Source organism: Alkalisalibacterium limincola (genome assembly GCF_008017755.1).
In the GTDB taxonomy this organism is placed as follows: Bacteria; Pseudomonadota; Gammaproteobacteria; order Xanthomonadales; family Xanthomonadaceae; genus Alkalisalibacterium; species Alkalisalibacterium limincola.
In genome coordinates this window covers 88,826-106,144 of sequence record NZ_VRTS01000008.1, presented here as the reverse complement: position 1 = coordinate 106,144, position 17,319 = coordinate 88,826, and the positions used below count along the sequence as shown (strand labels likewise).

At 70.7% G+C, this 17,319-nt stretch carries 13 protein-coding genes and 1 pseudogene; 4 read left to right on the top strand and 10 right to left on the bottom strand.

Features of this window, described 5'->3' with window-relative positions:
• Nucleotides 1-22 precede the first annotated feature (22 nt).
• The 10 genes from glnA to FU658_RS11465 form a co-directional block, all read right to left on the bottom strand.
• Nucleotides 23-1,432 (bottom strand): type I glutamate--ammonia ligase, encoded by a 1,410-nt coding sequence (glnA, locus tag FU658_RS11510; RefSeq protein ID WP_147892219.1) that lies wholly within the window; start codon nt 1,430-1,432, stop codon nt 23-25.
• A gap of 172 nt (nt 1,433-1,604) precedes the next feature.
• Complete coding sequence (locus tag FU658_RS11505) at nt 1,605-2,222, bottom strand: YbhB/YbcL family Raf kinase inhibitor-like protein (RefSeq protein ID WP_147892218.1); 618 nt, start codon at nt 2,220-2,222, stop codon at nt 1,605-1,607.
• Nucleotides 2,223-2,244: 22 nt separating this feature from the next.
• Nucleotides 2,245-4,287, bottom strand: coding sequence for a tetratricopeptide repeat protein (locus FU658_RS11500; protein ID WP_147892217.1), 2,043 nt, complete (start codon nt 4,285-4,287; stop codon nt 2,245-2,247).
• A 45-nt stretch (nt 4,288-4,332) separates the two neighbouring features.
• The gene (locus FU658_RS11495) at nt 4,333-5,316 is read right to left on the bottom strand and encodes a YheT family hydrolase (protein ID WP_147892216.1); all 984 of its coding nucleotides are present in this window, start codon (nt 5,314-5,316) and stop codon (nt 4,333-4,335) included.
• Nucleotides 5,316-6,113 (bottom strand): lysophospholipid acyltransferase family protein, encoded by a 798-nt coding sequence (locus FU658_RS11490; protein ID WP_147892215.1) that lies wholly within the window; start codon nt 6,111-6,113, stop codon nt 5,316-5,318. Before FU658_RS11490 ends, FU658_RS11495 begins: the two co-directional genes overlap by 1 nt.
• Before the next feature lie 59 nt (nt 6,114-6,172).
• Nucleotides 6,173-6,622 (bottom strand): hotdog fold thioesterase, encoded by a 450-nt coding sequence (locus tag FU658_RS11485; protein WP_147892214.1) that lies wholly within the window; start codon nt 6,620-6,622, stop codon nt 6,173-6,175.
• A gap of 52 nt (nt 6,623-6,674) precedes the next feature.
• Nucleotides 6,675-8,597, bottom strand: coding sequence for a phospholipase D family protein (locus tag FU658_RS11480; RefSeq protein ID WP_187266079.1), 1,923 nt, complete (start codon nt 8,595-8,597; stop codon nt 6,675-6,677).
• Complete coding sequence (locus FU658_RS11475; protein ID WP_187266078.1) at nt 8,594-9,229, bottom strand: YceI family protein; 636 nt, start codon at nt 9,227-9,229, stop codon at nt 8,594-8,596. Before FU658_RS11475 ends, FU658_RS11480 begins: the two co-directional genes overlap by 4 nt.
• Before the next feature lie 20 nt (nt 9,230-9,249).
• Entirely contained in the window at nt 9,250-9,729 is a 480-nt protein-coding gene (locus FU658_RS11470; RefSeq protein WP_147892212.1) for a SixA phosphatase family protein, read from the bottom strand.
• A 92-nt stretch (nt 9,730-9,821) separates the two neighbouring features.
• On the bottom strand, nt 9,822-10,454 hold the full coding sequence (locus FU658_RS11465) for a ParA family protein (RefSeq protein WP_147892211.1): 633 nt from the start codon (nt 10,452-10,454) through the stop codon (nt 9,822-9,824).
• Nucleotides 10,455-10,619: 165 nt separating this feature from the next.
• On the opposite strand from FU658_RS11465, the pseudogene gltB reads away from it, so the two are divergent.
• From gltB to FU658_RS11445, 4 genes and pseudogenes are all read left to right on the top strand, one after another.
• A pseudogene (gltB, locus tag FU658_RS11460) lies at nt 10,620-15,126 on the top strand (glutamate synthase large subunit).
• The gene (locus FU658_RS11455) at nt 15,123-16,541 is read left to right on the top strand and encodes an FAD-dependent oxidoreductase (RefSeq protein ID WP_425477610.1); all 1,419 of its coding nucleotides are present in this window, start codon (nt 15,123-15,125) and stop codon (nt 16,539-16,541) included. Before gltB ends, FU658_RS11455 begins: the two are co-directional and overlap by 4 nt.
• A gap of 96 nt (nt 16,542-16,637) precedes the next feature.
• Complete coding sequence (locus tag FU658_RS11450; protein ID WP_147892209.1) at nt 16,638-16,958, top strand: hypothetical protein; 321 nt, start codon at nt 16,638-16,640, stop codon at nt 16,956-16,958.
• Nucleotides 16,955-17,305: a hypothetical protein gene (locus FU658_RS11445; RefSeq protein WP_147892208.1), complete on the top strand. Its 351-nt coding sequence runs from the start codon at nt 16,955-16,957 to the stop codon at nt 17,303-17,305. Before FU658_RS11450 ends, FU658_RS11445 begins: the two co-directional genes overlap by 4 nt.
• Nucleotides 17,306-17,319 lie beyond the last annotated feature (14 nt).

Genomic DNA, 17,319 nt, shown 5'->3' with positions numbered 1-17,319 from the left:
CCGGGACCGGACCGCGGGTGGATCAGTTCGCGTAGTACATCTGGAACTCGAGCGGGTGCACCGCGGCGCGGAACTTGCTGACCTCGGCCATCTTCAGTTCGATGTAGGCGTCGATGAAGTCGTCGCTCATCACGCCGCCGGCCTTGAGGAAATCACGGTCGCGGTCGAGCGCGTCCAGGGCCATGTCCAGCGAATGGCACACGGTGGGCACGCCCTTGGCTTCTTCCGGCGGCAGGTCGTAGAGGTTCTTGTCCATCGCCTCGCCCGGATCGATCTTGTTCTTGATGCCGTCCAGGCCGGCCATCAGCAGCGCGGTGAAGGTCAGGTAGCCCGACTGCATCGGATCCGGGAAGCGCATCTCCACGCGTCGCGCCTTCGGGTTGGACACATAGGGGATGCGGCAGCTGGCCGAGCGGTTGCGCGCGGAGTAGGCCAGCATGACCGGCGCCTCGAAGCCCGGCACCAGCCGCTTGTAGCTGTTGGTGGAGGCGTTGGAGAACGCGTTGATGGCGTGGGCGTGCTTGAAGATGCCGCCGATGTACCACAGCGCGGTCTGGCTCAGGCCACCGTACTCGTCACCGGTGAACAGGTTGTTGCCGCCCTTGGCCAGCGACTGGTGCACGTGCATGCCCGACCCGTTGTCACCGACCAGCGGCTTGGGCATGAAGGTCGCGGTCTTGCCATTGCGGAACGCGACGTTGTGCACGATGTACTTGAGCCACTGCAGCTCGTCGGCCTTCTTCACCAGCGAGTTGAACTTCACGCCGATCTCGCACTGGCCCGCGTTCGCGACCTCGTGGTGGTGGATCTCGACCTCCTGGCCGACCAGGGCGAGCGTCTTGCACATCTCCGCGCGCAGGTCCTGCAGCGAGTCGGTCGGCGGCACGGGGAAGTAGCCGCCCTTGACGCCCGGGCGGTAGCCGGCATTCGCGCCGCCGTACTTTTCGCTGGTCGACCAGGCCGCTTCCTCGGAGTTGATCTCGAAGAAGGCCTTGCCCATGTCGTTGGCCCAGCGCACCGAATCGAACACGAAGAACTCGGGCTCCGGCCCGAAGAAGGCCTGCTCGGCGATGCCCGACGACTTCAGGAACGCCTCCGCGCGACGCGCGACCGAGCGCGGGCAGCGACCATAGGCCTGCATCGTGGCCGGATCGAGCACGTCGCAGATCATGACCAGGGTCGGGTCGGCGTAGAACGGGTCGAGGATGGCGGTGGACGGATCCGGCATCAGCACCATGTCGGAGTCGTTGATGCCCTTCCAGCCGGAGATCGAGGAGCCGTCGAACATCTTGCCGTCCTCGAACAGGCCGGGTTCGAAGATGCTGACCGGGTAGCTCACGTGCTGGTGGATGCCACGCATGTCGATGAAACGCAGGTCGATGAACTCGACGTCGTGGTCCTTGATCAGCTTTTCAACGTGCTCGTAACTCATGGAAGAACGCTCCGGGGTGGGAAGGGAATCCCGGAGGTTTACGCAAGGGTCGTGCCAATAAGGGCAAAGCCCGCGATTGCGGGCTTTGCGGTCCACGGGGGGAAGCTGCGCTCCCTGATCTGCACACTTTGGGTGCAATCCTCCAGCCTGACTGCACCACCATGGTGCAGGCTCAGCGCTTCAGCGAATACGTCCCCATCAGCGTCGCCTCGTCGAGGACGTGGCCCTGGATCGCCGACAGCACGTCGCCGCCGGTGAACTTCTCCGGCAGCGACAGCGCGTCGGTGTCGAGTGCGAACAGGCGGAAGAAGTAGCGGTGCTCCAGCGCATCGTTGAACGGCGGGCAGGGGCCGTCGTAGCCGAAATAGTCGCCGCCCATGTCGGCGTCGCCCTCGAACCAGCCGGTGTAGTCGTTGAGGCCCTGGCGGGTTCCCGCGGGACCGGGCGGGTCCTTCTTGCCGCGCGGGGTGACCCCTTCGCTGCAGCTGCCCGCCGCGATTTCACCAGCGCGCGCGGCAAGCCCCACCATGACCCAGTGGGTGAAGTGGCCGCGCGGCTGGTCCGCCGGCACCTCGCGGTCGGGCTTGTTCACCGTGTCCGGCACCGTCGGCACGTCCGGGTCGACGCACATCAGCACCAGGCTCTTCGCGGCCTCGGGCACGCCATCCCAGGCCAGGTGCGGATTGCGGTTGTCCGACAGCGCGATCGGCTCGTCGCCGCCGGGCTTGCCGAACGCGAACTCGGCCGGGATCGCGCCAAGATGCTTGAAGCTGCTGCTGCTCAGTCGCATGGTGATCCTCCTGTTGGAGCGCCTAGAAGCCCAGGCGTTGCGCCAGCGGGGCCAGGCTGGCGAAAACGTCGCCGAGTTCGCCCTCGTAACGACGCCAGTGTCCGGCAGGGAAGCGGGCCGGATGGCCGCCCCGGCCCCCATCCGTGTCGGGCATGGCCCCCAGTGCGTCCGGATCGATGCCGATGAAGCCCGACAACGCATCCCGCGCGTCGGCCTCGTTGGCCTCGTCCAGTCGCAATACCAGGGTGGTGTCGGCGCGGCTCTCGAGGCGCTCGGCCAACGGCGTTAGCACGGCCGCAAGCCACTGCGCCGCGGACTGCGCGCCGGGGAAGGCGTACTGCTGGACACTGCCGAACACCCACCAGTTCAGCAGCAGGTCGCGCGGATCGCGCACGACCGCCAGCAAGCGGGCGCCGGGCAGGCCGGCGTCGATGGCACGGTTCCAGTGCGGCATCCAGTCGACCACCTGTGCGGGGTCGAGGCCATAGTCGTTCACGCCCGCGATCCAGCGCGGCAGGTCGCCGTCGACCGGGCCCAGTTCCGGACGCCCGGTGTTGAAGCCGTCCGGGCGCGGCCCTGCACCAAACCGGTCATCGACGAGGGTGACCGCGTCGTTGGCCCGCAGCAGTTCCACGACCTGCATGACGCGGCTGCCGGGGAGTCCCCACAGCAGGCGCGGCTGCACACCCGCTTCGCCGCCGGAAGCCAGGGCGAAATCGCTGCCCGGATCGTCCAGGGCCGGGGGCAGTGCAGCCGGCACCGGCTCGCGCGCCATCGCCGACCAGGCTTCGACCGCCGCGGCGCCGTCCTCGCTCCGGTCCGCGGCCAGTCCGCGCCAGCGCCACAGTTCCCGGCGCAGCATCGGGTTCGTGCGCGACTCCAGCAACGTGGCGGCACGCTCGCCGGCGCGCGCCGGATCGCTGCGCAACAGCGCGCGGATCTTCACCAGCTGGGCACCGTCGAGCTCGGCGTCCTTGTCCAGCGCCTTGTCGGCCGCGGCTTCGGCACGCTCCAGTTCGCCTGCGGCCTCGAAGCGCATCGCCTGGTGCTGCTGCACTTCCGCCGACTCCGGGCAGGCCAGGATCCAGCGGTCGACGATCTCGCCGGGATCGTCGCCCAGCTGCGCCGCCATGCCCATGCGCACCCGCCACAGCAGATCGCTGTCGCTGCGCGCGGCAAGCAGTTCCTCGATCAGGACGCAGGCCGCGCCGGCGCGCTGGTGCTGGGCAAAGCCGGTGAGCACCGCTTCGAGCAGGCGCGGGTTGAGCTGCGCGGACAGCAGCAGGTCACGGTAGCCGGCCACGGCCTCGTCGACCCGGCCCAGTTCGAGCGCCAGCGACGCGCGCTGGGCAATCGCCCACGGGTCGCGGCGGCCTTCGCACAGCGTGTCCACTTCGCCCAGCGCCTCTTCCAGGTGCCCCTGCCGGCGCAGCGCCGTCACCAGCGCCCAGCGGATGCGGCGCGACTGGCCATCGGCCTGGAGCGCACGGCGCAGGGTCTGCTCGGCGAAGGCATTGCGGCCCGACTGCAGGTGCAGCAGGCCCAGCGACGACAGGGCGGTGGGATCCTCGGGCAGCTTCTCGACCGCCTGGGTCAGCAGGCGCAGCGCCTGGTCGGCCTCGCCCTTGGCCTGGGCCAGGTTGCCGCGCGCCAGCAGGGTGAGCGGATGCTCGGCCGACACCAGTTCGGCCAGGTTGACCAGCCGCGAGGCCTCGTCGATCTCGCCACGGGCCAGCGCCATGTGCGCCAGTGCGACATAGGCCGGGAGGTGGTTCGGGTCGGCCTCGACCGCGGCCGAGGCAGCGGCCAGCGCGGCATCGAGCTGGCCCGAAGCCATCGACAGGGAAGCCAACGCCATGTGCAGATCGCCCCGCCCCGGGTCCCGGGCCAACGCCTGCTCGAGGCTGGCGCGGGCACCGTCCGCATCGCCCAGGCCCATGCGGGCCAAGCCTTGCACCTGCAGCGCGTCGACGTCACCCGGCTCGTTCTTCAGGATGGCTTCGGCCGCCTCGGCGGCGGCAGCGTGGTCTCCGCGCCGCAGCGCCTGGATCGCGTTCTCAAGCATGGTTTACTCGGGACTGGGTTGAATCCGCCATTGTATCCCGCCCGCTCAGGCCTGCCCCCGCGACAGGTGGTGGGCCACCCAGCGCTCGGCGAAACCTCCAAGCCGCGGGCCCTCGATGAACCCGCAGTGGCCCCCGTGGGGCGCGATCTGGATGCGTGCACACGCCGGCAGGACCAGCTCCCCGAACGAGGCCACCGGAATCACCGGATCGTCGCGCGAGGTCAGGATGTCGGCCGGGACGGCCAGGCCCGAGAGGCGGTCGCCGGCGATGCAGTACCCGTCGAGGTAGTTCTCCAGGCTGCCGAAGTCGGTGTAGCGCTGCACCAGCCAGCCGGTCAGGCCGCGCATGTCCTGGCGCAGGACGGTGTCGTCGAAGGCGTGCATGTCCGGGAACAGCTCGCGTTTGCGGCGCAGGGAGCCGCGCCACTTGCGCAGGAAATAGGCCTGGTAGATCCACAGCGACTTCTCCAGCGCGTCCAGTCCGACCGCCGGATCGATGACCGGGCACACCGCGGCCACCCGGGCCACCCGCACGCCCATGCCGGGGCCACGCAGGCCCACGCGCAATGCGAAATTGCCCCCCAGCGAATGCCCGGCCAGCATGACCGGTGCCCGTGCGATGGACTCCGACACCTCGCCGACCGCTTCGATGACTTCGTCGAGGCGGCAGGAATGGAAGATCTCCGGATTCAGGTGGTGGGTCTGGCCGTGGTCGCGGAAGTTGAGCCGGAACACCTCGACGCCGGACTCCAGCAGCCGGGCGGCCGTGTGCAGCATGTAGCCCGATTCGCTGCTGCCCTCCCAGCCATGCAGGAGCACCGCCAGACCCTGCGCCTGGTGCCCCGGGACGTGGCTGTGGAAGCCCTGCAGGCGCGCGCCGTCGACATCGATGACGTGTTCGCGCGTCACCGCGCCGGTGGCCGCCAGGCGTGCACGGCCGCGGCGGCGACGCAGCGAGCTCGAACTCAGCACCGACTGCAGGTGCGGGTCGCGCAGCCAGCGCGGTGGCAGGAACTCCTCGCCGCGCATCAGCCCACCATCGCCTCGGCGATGCGCTGGCGGCAGGCCTCGGCCATGCGCCGCCGGCCGTCCTCGCTGGCCGGCACGGGGTCGAGGAAGTGCACCTCGGCCACGCGACCGGGCTCGCCGAGGATGCGCAGGAAGTTCTGCAGGAAGTTCTCGCCCGGCTGGAACGCGATGACCGTCTGCGCGTCACCGCCGCGCCCGTAGCGCAGGGCCACCGGCTGCGCCGGCACGCCGGCCAGCACGGCCGGCTGGAAGATGCGGGCATGGAACTTGCCGATCTCATGCCCCGTGCTGGTGCGCCCTTCCGGGAACACGCCCACGGCACGACCGGACTGCAGCCGCTCCACCATCTGGTGCATCACGCCATGCAGCGAGTCGTTGCTGCCGCGGTGGTGGTAGATCGTTTCCCCGCGCGAGGCAAGCCACCCGACGAAGGGCCAGCGGCTGATCTCGGACTTGGCGACGAAGCCCATCATGCGCTGGCTGTGCATCAGCTCGATGTCCATCCAGCTGACATGGTTGGCGACGAACAGCACTGCTCCCGGCAGGGGCTCGCCGATGCGGTGCACGCGGAAGCCGAACACCCGCATCAGCACCTGCGACCACCAGCGGATCATGCGGTGGGCCCAGCTTTCGCCCGCGGCGGTGCGGCGCCTGGCCAGGAACGGCAGCGTGATCACCAGCAGGGTCACCGGCAGCGACACCAGCAGGTGCAGCAGCAGCAGCGGCAGCCGGTAGGCGTAGCGCAGCGGCCGCATCCAGTCACGGCCGGTCGCGGTGTCGGGGGAAGTGTCGGGCATCGCCCTCATTGTGCCCAAACCCGGGCGATCACGGGAACCGGCCACGCCGGAACGCGCGCTCAGCTGCCCGTCCGGTTGCGCTCCACTACCGCGATGGTCAGGCGCGAGACGCACACCAGGCGGTCCTGGTCGTCGGTGATGCGGATGTCCCAGACCTGCGTGCTGCGGCCGATGTGGATCGCGCTGGCGGTGCCGCTGACTTCGCCCGAGGTCACCGCTCGCACGTGGTTGGCATTGATCTCCAGGCCCACCGCGATGTGGGTGCGCGGGTCCAGGCACAGGTTCGCCGCCACCGACCCGAGCGTCTCCGCCAGCGCCACCGAGGCCCCGCCATGCAGCAGGCCGTAGGGCTGGCGGGTGCGCTCGTCGACCGGCATCGTGCCGCTGAGCGAGTCGTGGCCGATGCCGGTGATCTCGATGCCCAGGCGCTCGATCAGCGTGCCGGCGCGGTCGGCATTGATGCGCTCCAGGCTGGCGCCGGGACGGAACGGGGACGGGCTCGCGGCCATGGGGACACCCGGATCGGAGGGGTCGCCAGTTTACGGCCTGCCCGGTGCCGCGCTACAGGATCGGCGCCAACCCGGCGCCGAACGCGGTCATGAAGCGCGTGTAGAGGCCCTTGAACGGCACGTCGACCTCCGGGAACTGGCCGACGCTGCGCCAGCACTCGTGGAAGCGCGGGTCGTCCTCGGGTACCGGGTCGCAGCCCTCGACCAGTTCATAGCTGGCCGCGTAGCGGAACGGCCAGATGTCGAACACCGGCAGCATCTCGAACAGCTTGCCGATCGAGTAGTCCAGGCCCGAGAAGATCGGCGGCTTCTGCCGGCGCGCGATGAGCCAGCTGTTCTCCGGCGCCATGTCGCGCCGGATCTCGTCGGCCAGCAGCCGGGCGAAGCGTGCGTCGTGCACGATCACCGCGTTCTCGGTATTGAAGTTGTCCGAGCGCGGGTCGAAGTTGTGGGTGCCGACCACGCCGATGCGCTCGTCGACCACCAGCGACTTGGAGTGCATGCTGACCCGGACGCCGGCGCGCTCGAGCGGCAGCGGACCCTCGCGCATCGCGCTGGGGGTCGGCCCGGAGCCGGCGGTGCCGGACGCGCCGAGGCTGCCGGAGCCGGCGGAGGCCGGGGTCGGGCTGCCGCGCCGGGTGCTGGTCTCGCTGGGCAGGCGGCCGTCGATCTCGGGCAGTTCGGCCAGGGCCCCGGTGGCCTCGAGGTCGATCGGCGCATCGGCCGGGTAGGGCCGGTATTCATGGATCGTGAAGCCGAGTTCGCGCAGGTAGGTGCGCTTGTACTTGTGCGAGAGCGCATACACCGGCCAGGCATCGGTCGAGGCCAGGCTGTTGGTCGACACCAGCACCCGGGGCGCGCCGGGACGCCTGTTGAGCTCGCGGAAGCTGCGCCGGGCCTCGCGCGAGAGGACGAGGTAGGGCGTCTGCAGCAACACCTCCTCCTCCGCATCGAGCACCAGGTCGCGCAGTTTCGCGGTGATTTCCTCGTAGACCGGGTCGCTGCCGCGTTCGTGCTTCTCGGGCGGGTCCACCAGGTAGTCGACCCGGCCGACCATCAGGCCCGGGTCGATGAGCTGCGCGCGCACCTCGTCCGCATCCGAAGCCTGCTGCGAAACCAGCTCGACGCGCTCGCTGCGGCTGTTGAGCTTGAGCGGCAGCTGGATCGGCGCACCTTCGTTGGCCAGCAGCCGCCGCGCGACATCGTGCAGGCGGGCCACCGGGACCGCCCGCTCGTGCTCCCAGAACATGTCGAAGCCCTCGCGCATCTCGCGACCGATGGGCCCGGCGACGAGGATGTCGCGGTCGCGGTAGTTGAAGGCCGGATCCCAGTCGTAATAGCTGTTGGTGTAGTTGCGCCCGCCGGTAATGCCGATCAGGCCGTCGGCCAGCACCAGCTTGGTGTGCATGCGCTGGTTGATCTGGCGGAAGCAGCACACGATGCCGGCGGCGAACTGCAGCGGGGAGGTGCTGGCCTGCTGGAAGGTCGGGTTGTACAGCCTGAGCTCGAAGTTCTCGTGGGCACTGGCCAGCGCGGCCAGCAGCGCGACGTCGTCGACGCTGAACAGCTGGTCGAGCAACACCCGCACGCGGATGCCGCGGCGTGCGGCCTGCAGCAGTTCGGCCAGCACGAAGAAGCCGGCGTCGTCCTCGCCGAAGATGAAGGTCTGCAGCTCCAGCGATTCGCGTGCGGCGCGGATGACGTGCGCCCGCGCCAGCATCGCCTCCTCGCCGCCCTCGAGCAGCAGCACGTGGTGCAGCGGCGCCTCGGGCGTGCTCTGGAACACCGCGGCCTCGGCCAGCTCATACAGGGCGGAAGGCTGGGCGCAGCGGTCCGGCAACAGGCAGTCGCTGGCCTGGGGCCGCGACTGCGCCGCCATCGTCTCGGCGGCATCCAGGCGCTCGGGCGGCAGGTGCCGGCACGCCGAGAGCAGTACCAGCAGCGCCAGCAGGGCCAGCCGGGCGTGTCGGCTCACGGGGCGCCATCCGGGTCGGCCAGCATGACCTCGAAGCGCAGCTCGACGCGGTCCTGCACCGCCACGCGGTGGGCGTCCATGCCGAACTTGGCGCGGCTCACGCGCCCCTCCACGATGATCGGGCACTCGTGTCCGGGCCGCGCGCAGGCCGCCGGACGCATGTCGAAGGCCACCCGCGCGGTCGTGCCACGCAGGCTCAGGTCGCCCGGCAACTGGCCACCCTGGATGGCCAGCGCCGGCGCGAACGGGTCGGAGACGAACACGATGACCGGATAGTTCTCGATGTCGAAGAACTCATCCGAGGCGGCCCATTCGGTCATGCGCTGGCGGCCGCCGACCTCGACGCTGGCGGACTCGACCTCCACCTCGACCCGGCGCCACCCCCCCTCCAGCGCGGCGACGATCCCGTGGAAGCGGTCGAAGCTGCCCTCCACGCGAGACAGCCAGCGCATGCGCACCGCGAAGCCCACCCGGGACCGCAATGGGTCGATCAACGCGTCGGTGTCTGGCAATTCGATCTCCACGTCGGCAGGCGCCAGGTCAGGCGGCATCGGTGCCTCCGACTCGGGGGCGGCCATTGCAGCGGGCGCGGCCAGCGCCAGGCCCAGCACCAGTCCGACCCGGCCGGCCATGCCCCCCATCGGCACCGCGCTCAGGGCGACCAGAAGGCGGCGAGTCGTCCCGCCCCGGGCTCGAGGCTGGTGTCGGAGGCGGGAAGCTCGACCACGGCGATGCCGCCGGGCGGCATGCCACGGTAATCGCCGGTCTGCCCGCTGGTCAGCAGGGCGGCCAGCTGCTCGAAGCCCGGATTGTGCCCGACCAGCATCACGCAGCCGGCATCACGGTGCGACTCGGCCACTTCGATCAGCTCGCCCGGGGTGGCCTCGTAGATGCGCTCGTCGAACTTCGCAGCGGGGCTGCCAAGCGCCTGCTCGACGCGTTCGAGCGTCTGCCGGGTGCGCAGCGCGGTCGAACACACCACCCGGTCGGGGACCAGGTCCTGGGCCACCAGCCAGGCGGCGGCGGCGATGGCCTCGGCCTCGCCGGTCGCCGACAGCGGCCGTTCCAGGTCGGGCTGGCCGTTGCGCGGGGACTCCGCATGGGCGTGGCGGAACAGGATCAGACGGTGCATTCGCGACACTCCTCGGGCAGTGGGTGGGTGGCGGTGCGCGGCCGCCAGCCACTGCCGCAGCCTGGCGTCCGGTTCGCGAGGCCGAGGTGAACTCAGCCTTGCCGCTTGAGCCAGCGCAGCAAGCCCTTCCAGTCGTCCTGATGTTGCCGCACTTGTACGGAATGGTAGTCGAACAGGCTCTTGCCGAGGCCGACCAGCAGCACATAGGCCTGGGTGTCGCGCAGCGCGGCCTTGACCGGGTAGGGCCAGGCCTTGAGCTGCTCGAGCGCCTGCTGCGAGGCATTGGTCCAGGGCTTGAGCCGGTTCGCCACCAGCGCCACCGGCAGGTCCCCGGACGCGACGCGCGGGTGGGCCGCGAGCGAGTTCAGGAAGGGCACCGTGGCCTCGATGTCGATGACCGAGGGCAGCACCGGCACGACGACCGCGTGGGCGAGCTCGAGGAAGCCGTCGAGATGCTGGCCCATCGCACCGGCGGCCGCATCGATCACCACGCGTTCGCTGTCGTCGGGCACGTGCTGCACCCACTGCCTTCGGCGGCCATCCACCGGCAGCACGGCGGCCTCGGAATCGGCGCGGCGTTCACACCAGCGCGTCGAGGACGCCTGCGGGTCGGCATCGACCAGCACCGTGCGCCTTCCCTTCACCGAGTAGTACCCGGCCAGGTTCGTGGCCACCGTCGTCTTTCCACAGCCGCCTTTCGAGCTGGCCACCAGTACCGTTCGCATGCTGAGCCTCCGGGAACGCGACCAGCGAACTGTACACCGCGGGCCATGGGGCGGGGCAGCGCTCCATACTTGGTCGAATTGCGGCATTGCAACAAGATGTGGTCTAGTCGAGAAGGCGTGGCCGCCATGGCCGCCACGCGATCCCGGCAATGCAGTGGAGGGCCGATGCCGCATCGACCAGCTCAGGGGCTGACTGTCTCCGGCGCCAGCGGCGGCGGGCTTTACCGTGCGGCCTACGAGCACGACAGCTGCGGCTTCGGACTGATCGCGCGCCTCGACGACCGCGCCGAGCGGCGCATCGTCGATGGCGCGCTGGATTCGCTGGCGCGGCTCAACCACCGCGGCGCGGTGGCCGCCGACGGCCTCAGCGGCGACGGCTGCGGCATCCTGCTGCGGCGCCCGACCGGGTGGCTGCGCAGCTGTGCGCGCGAATCCGGCATCAGCCTGGGACAGCGCTTCGGCAGCGGCCTGGTCTTCCTGCCCCGGGACGCGGAACAGGCCCGCGCCGCGCGTGCGGCGATCGGGGCGGCGCTCGACGCCAGTGGCGTGGATGCCCTGGGCTGGCGCGAGGTGGCGACCGACGCCTCGGTGTGCGGCGCGGCCGCACAGGCGACGCTGCCGCGCATCGAACAGCTTTTTGCCAGCCCGCGCGAAACCGGGCGCGGCGACCTCGCCGTCGAACGCGCACTGTTCATCGCCCGGCGTCGGGCGCAGTCGGCGCTGGCTGCCTGGCCCGGGGCCTACCTGGTCGGGCTGTCCTCGGAGGTGTTCGGCTTCAAGGGCATGGTGCTGCCCGAGAACCTGGCCCGGTTCTATCCCGACCTCGCCTCGCCGGAACTGATCGCCAGCGCGGCGCTGTTCCACCAGCGCTTCTCGACCAACACCGCGCCGCAGTGGTCGCTGGCGCAGCCGTTCCGCGGCCTGGCCCACAACGGGGAGATCAACACGATCGCCGGCAACCGCGCCTGGGCGCAGGCGCGGCGGAGCTCGTGGAAGCCCGAGGGCTTCGACCTGTCGGAGTTCGAGGAAGCGGTCGGCCTGCATGGCTCGGACTCCCAGAGCCTGGACGAGATGTTCGAGATCCTGCGCCTGGGGGGCATGGACGCGCTCAAGGCGATGCGCATCCTGGTGCCGCCAGCGGCGCATTCGCTGGAGCACTCCGACCCCGACCTCGCCGCGTTCTACGAGTACTACGCGCTGAGCACCGAACCCTGGGACGGCCCGGCCGGCATCGTGTTCCTGGACGGCCAGCACGCCGGCTGCTCGCTCGACCGCAACGGCCTGCGCCCGGCGCGCTGGGCGCTGGGTGCCGAAGGCCACCTGGTGGTCGCCTCGGAAGCCGGCGTGTGGATGCCGCCCGGTGGCGTGCTGCGCAAGGGCAGGCTGGGGCCGGGCGAAATGCTGGCCATCGATTTCCGTCGTGGCGAGCTGCTCGAATCCGCCGCGATCGACCGCATCAATGCCGCGCGCGCACCGTACAAGCGCTGGCTCAAGGCCGGGGTGCGCTATCTCGACGCCGCGCTGATCGACCCGGCGCTGGCCGCCGAGCCGTTCGAGCCCGACCAGCTGCTCGCCTTCCAGAAGCGCTTCGGACTCTCGCGCGAGGAGCGCGAGCAGGTGCTCAGGCCGCTGGTGGAAAGCGAGGCCGAAGGCATCGGCTCGATGGGCGACGACATTCCCACGCCGGTGCTGTCCACCCGCGTACGACCGTTGTACGACCACTTCCGCCAGGCCTTCGCCCAGGTCACCAACCCGCCGATCGACCCGATCCGCGAGCAGGTGGTGATGTCGCTGGCGACCCAGGTCGGCGCCGAGGGCGACATCTTCCATGACGGCCCGGAACACGCCCGGCAGGTGCTGATCAACTCGCCGGTGCTGTCGCAACGCAAGCTGCGCCAGCTGCTGGCGCTGGACCGCTTCGCCGACGCGAACGTGCGCATCGACCTGTACCAGCGCGCAGGCGAGGACCTGCGCGGGGCGCTCGCGCGCATCTGCGACGAGGCCGCGGCCGCGGTACGCGACGGCGCCGTCATCGTGCTGCTGTCCGACCGCTACCCCGACGCGGCACAACCGGCGGTGCACGCCTTGCTGGCCACCGGCGCGGTGCACGGCCACCTGGTACGCGAGGGCCTGCGCTGCGCCTGCAACCTGATCATCGAGACCGGCACCGCGCGCGACCCGCACCACTTCGCCTGCCTGATCGGCTTCGGCGCCACCGCGGTCTACCCCTACCTGGCCTACCAGACGATCTTCGGCCTGGGCCGCGAGGGCCTGCTCGACCTGGCCCGCCGCGGCCACGAGGGCGAGCAGCTGGAACTGGGCCGCAGCTACCGCCGGGGCATCCGCAAGGGCCTGCTCAAGATCATGTCGAAGATGGGCATCTCGACGATCGCCAGCTACCGCGGTGCGCAGCTGTTCGAGATCATCGGCCTGGGCGACGAGGTGGTCGAGGCCTGCTTCCGCGGCACGCCCAGCCGCATCGGCGGCGCCGGCTTCGCCGAGCTCGAGGACGACGCCCGCTGGCTGGCCGCGCGCGCTGCCGACGCCCAGGCCGCGCTGGAACCGGGCGGCCTGTTGAAATTCATGTTCGGCGGCGAATACCACATGTACCACCCGGGCGTGGTGCATGCGCTGCAGACCGCGGTGCGCAGCGGCGATCCGGCGCACTGGCGCGCCTACGCCGACCAGGTCAACCAGCGCCCGGCCTCGGCCCTGCGCGACCTGCTTCAACTGCGACTGGCCGAAACGCCGCTGGAACTCGACGAGGTCGAGCCGATCGAGGCGATCCTGCCGCGCTTCGATTCCGCCGGCATGAGCCTGGGCGCGCTGTCGCCGGAGGCCCACGAGGCGCTGGCGGTCGCGATGAACCGGCTCGGCGGGCGATCGAACTCCGGCGAGGGCGGCGAGGACCCGGCGCGCCATGGCACCGAAAGGCGTTCCAAGATCAAGCAGGTCGCCTCGGGTCGCTTCGGCGTCACGCCGGAGTACCTGGTCAACGCCGAGGTGCTGCAGATCAAGATCGCCCAGGGCGCCAAGCCCGGCGAGGGCGGCCAGCTGCCGGGGCACAAGGTCGACGCGACGATCGCGCGCTTGCGCTACGCCCGCCCCGGCATCGGCCTGATCTCGCCGCCGCCGCACCACGACATCTACTCGATCGAGGACCTGGCGCAGCTGATCTTCGACCTCAAGCAGGTCAATCCGGACGCGCTGGTGTCGGTGAAGCTGGTGGCGCATGCCGGCGTCGGCACGATCGCCGCGGGCGTGGCCAAGGCCTACGCCGACCTGATCACGATCTCCGGCCACGACGGCGGCACCGGCGCCAGCCCGCTCAGTTCGATCCGCTACGCCGGCGGGCCGTGGGAGCTGGGCCTGGCCGAGGCGCAGCAGACGCTGCGCCGCAACGGCCTGCGCCACCGCATCCGGCTGCAGACCGACGGTGGCCTCAAGACCGGCCTGGACGTGATCAAGGCGGCCATCCTCGGCGCGGAGAGCTTCGGCTTCGGCACCGCACCGATGATCGCGCTGGGCTGCAAGTACCTGCGCATCTGCCACCTCAACAACTGCGCCACCGGCGTGGCGACCCAGGACAAGCGCCTGCGCGAGAACCACTTCGACGGCCCGCCCGAACGCGCGGTGCGCTTCTTCCGCTTCGTCGCGCAGGAAACCCGGGAGTGGCTGGCGAAGCTGGGTGTGCGCCGCATGGAGGACCTCATCGGCCGCACCGACCTGCTGGAGGTGTTGCCGGGCACCACCCGCCGCCAGAACCGCCTGGACCTGTCGCCGCTTTTGTCCGACGACGCCGGGGAGCACCAGGACGCCCACCACCGCTTCTGCATCGAGACGCGCAATGCGCCGCGCGATTCCGGGCGGCTGGGACGACAGCTGCTGGAGGACGCCGCCGATGCGGTCGAGCGCGGCGTGTCGGTGCGACTGGACTACGACATCCACAACCACGACCGCAGCGTCGGCGCGCGCGCGTCGGGCGCGATCGCCAAGCGCTGGGGCAACCTCGGCATGCCCGGCACGGTACAGGCGCGCTTCTCCGGCTCGGCCGGCCAGAGCTTCGGCGCGTTCAATGCCGGCGGCCTGGAACTGGAGCTGGTCGGCGAGGCCAACGACGGTGTCGGCAAGGGCATGGCCGGCGGCCGGCTGGTGCTGCGGCCACCCGAGCGCGCGCCCTACTCGGCGCGCAAGACGGTGATCATGGGCAATGCCTGCCTGTACGGCGCGACCGGTGGCGAGCTCTACGCCGCCGGCACGGCGGGCGAGCGTTTCGCGGTGCGACTCCGGCGCCACCGCCGTCATCGAGGGCGCCGGCGACCACTGCTGCGAATACATGACCGGCGGCGTGGTCGCGGTGCTGGGCCGCACCGGCCTGAACTTCGGTGCCGGGTTGACCGGCGGCTTCGGCTACGTGCTCGACCTGGAGCGCGACTTCGTCGACCGCTACAACCACGAGCTCATCGACATCCACCGCATGTCCACCGAGGGCATGGAGCAGTACGTGCAGCACCTGCGCGCGCTGCTGGGCGAGCACCAGCGCCACAGCGGCAGTGCCTGGGCCGGCGAGCTGCTCGATGAGTTCCGCGACTTCCTCGGCAAGTTCTGGCTGGTCAAGCCGCGAGCGGCCTCGCTCGACTCGCTGATCGAAACCCTGCGCGAGGCTGCGTGATGGGCAAGAACGTCTACCAGTTCCTCGACCTGCCACGGAAGATGCCCAAGGAAGTCCCGGTGCGGGTGCGGGTGCTTGGCTGGGGCGAGATCTACGGTCAGTTCGAGGCCGACGAGGCCGCGGCGCAGTCCGCGCGCTGCATCGAGTGCGGCAACCCGTACTGCGAGTGGAAGTGCCCGGTGCACAACTACATCCCGAACTGGCTCAAGCTGGTCGACGAGGGCCGTCTGTTCGAGGCCGCCGACCTGGCCCACGAGACCAATCCGCTGCCCGAGATCTGTGGCCGCGTGTGTCCGCAGGACCGACTGTGCGAAGGCGACTGCACGCTCAACGACGGTTTCGGCGCGGTGACCATCGGCGCGGTCGAGAAGTACATCGTCGACGAGGCGGTCAAGCAGGGCTGGCGCCCGGACCTGTCCAAGGTTGTCGCCACCGGGCGCAAGGTCGCGGTCATCGGGGCCGGCCCGGCCGGCCTGGCCTGCGCCGACCGCCTGGCACGGCATGGCATCCAGGCGCACGTGTTCGACCGCAACGAGGAGATCGGCGGCCTGCTGACCTTCGGCATTCCCCCGTTCAAGCTGGAAAAGGAGGTGGTGGCCACGCGCCGGCGCCTGCTCGAGCACATGGGCGTGCAGTTCCACCTCGGCGTCGAGGTGGACGAAGCGAAGTGGAACGAGCTGCTGGCCGGCCACGACGCGGTGTTCCTCGGCACCGGCACCTACGCCGCGGTCGATGGCGGCCTGCCGGGGCTGGAACTCGACGGCGTGCACCATGCCCTGCCCTACCTGATCGGCAACGTGCGCCAGGTGCTGGGCACCACGCGGCCTGGCGAGGTGCCGCTGGCGCTCGCCGGCAAGCGCGTGGTGGTGCTGGGTGGAGGCGACACCGCGATGGACTGCGTGCGCACCGCGATCCGCCTGGAGGCGGCCTCGGTGACCTGCGCCTACCGCCGCGACGAGGACTCGATGCCGGGCTCGCGCCGCGAGGTCGGCAACGCCCGCGACGAGGGCGTCGAGTTCCTGTTCAACCGCCAGCCGCTGGCCATCGAAGGCGCGGACGGCCGGGTGGTGGGCGTGCGCATGGTGCACACGCAGCTGGGCGAGCCGGGTGCCGATGGCCGACGGCGGGCCGAAGCGGTGCCCGACAGCGAGTACGTGCTGGACGCCGACGTGGTCATCATCGCGTTCGGCTACCGTCCCGATCCTCCGGCCTGGCTGGCCGCGGCGGGCGTGACGCTGCACGAGGACGGCCGGGTGCAACCGCTGGCGGGCGAGTTCGCCGGACAGACCACGCAGCCCAAGGTGTTCGCCGGCGGCGACAACGTGCGCGGCGCCGACCTGGTGGTCACCGCGGTCTTCGACGGGCGCGAGGCAGGCGATGCGATCGCGCGGATGCTGGCGCGCGAGGGTGGCTGAACCGCCGCCATCGGGCACATGCCGCCGGATATGCAGGCTCGCTAGACTGGTGGCTTACACGGATCGCGGCCGCAAGTGGCCGCCGCAGGAGCAGCGATGAAATTCCAGGCCCTACTTCCGATTTCCCTCGTTCCGGCCCTGGCAGTGGCCCTGGTCGCCTGTGGCCCCGCCCAGGACCCGCAGCCTGCCGCCTCGCCGGACCCGGTCGAGGATCACGCCCAGCCTGATACCGCCACCGGCGACACTGGCGAGACCGCCCTGCGTGAGCCGGCCGATCGGGCCACCGACCCGCGCGAGCCGCGAGGCGGCGAGCCGGAGCGCGCTTCCCAGACGCCGGCGGCGGCAGCGGGTGGCGGCTTCGCCGAAGGCCACCCGGTGCCCGACGCGCGCGTCCGCTGCTGGGCGAATGGATGGTGACCGGCCACCGTTTCGGTGCGGTCGCCGCGATGGACGACGCGGCAGCGGCAAGGTTGCATGGCCGCGAGGTGTCCTTCGGCGATTCCCATGCCAACAGCGGTGCCGACAGCTGCGCCGCGCCGCGCTACCGCGTCGAGCAGCGCAATGTCGTCGAGAGCCTGCTGGTGGACCACCGCACCACCCCGGCGGCGCTGGGCCTGGACCAGGCCACCGACGCCCAGGTCACGGTCATCGACGTGGAGTGCGCGACGCCCTGGGTCACGCTGGGCAGCCGCCTCCTGGTGCTGCCCGACGGGCTGGTGCTGGCCCCGTGGGACGGGGTGTTCTTCGAACTCCAGCCGCGCTGAGCCGGGCGGGGCCG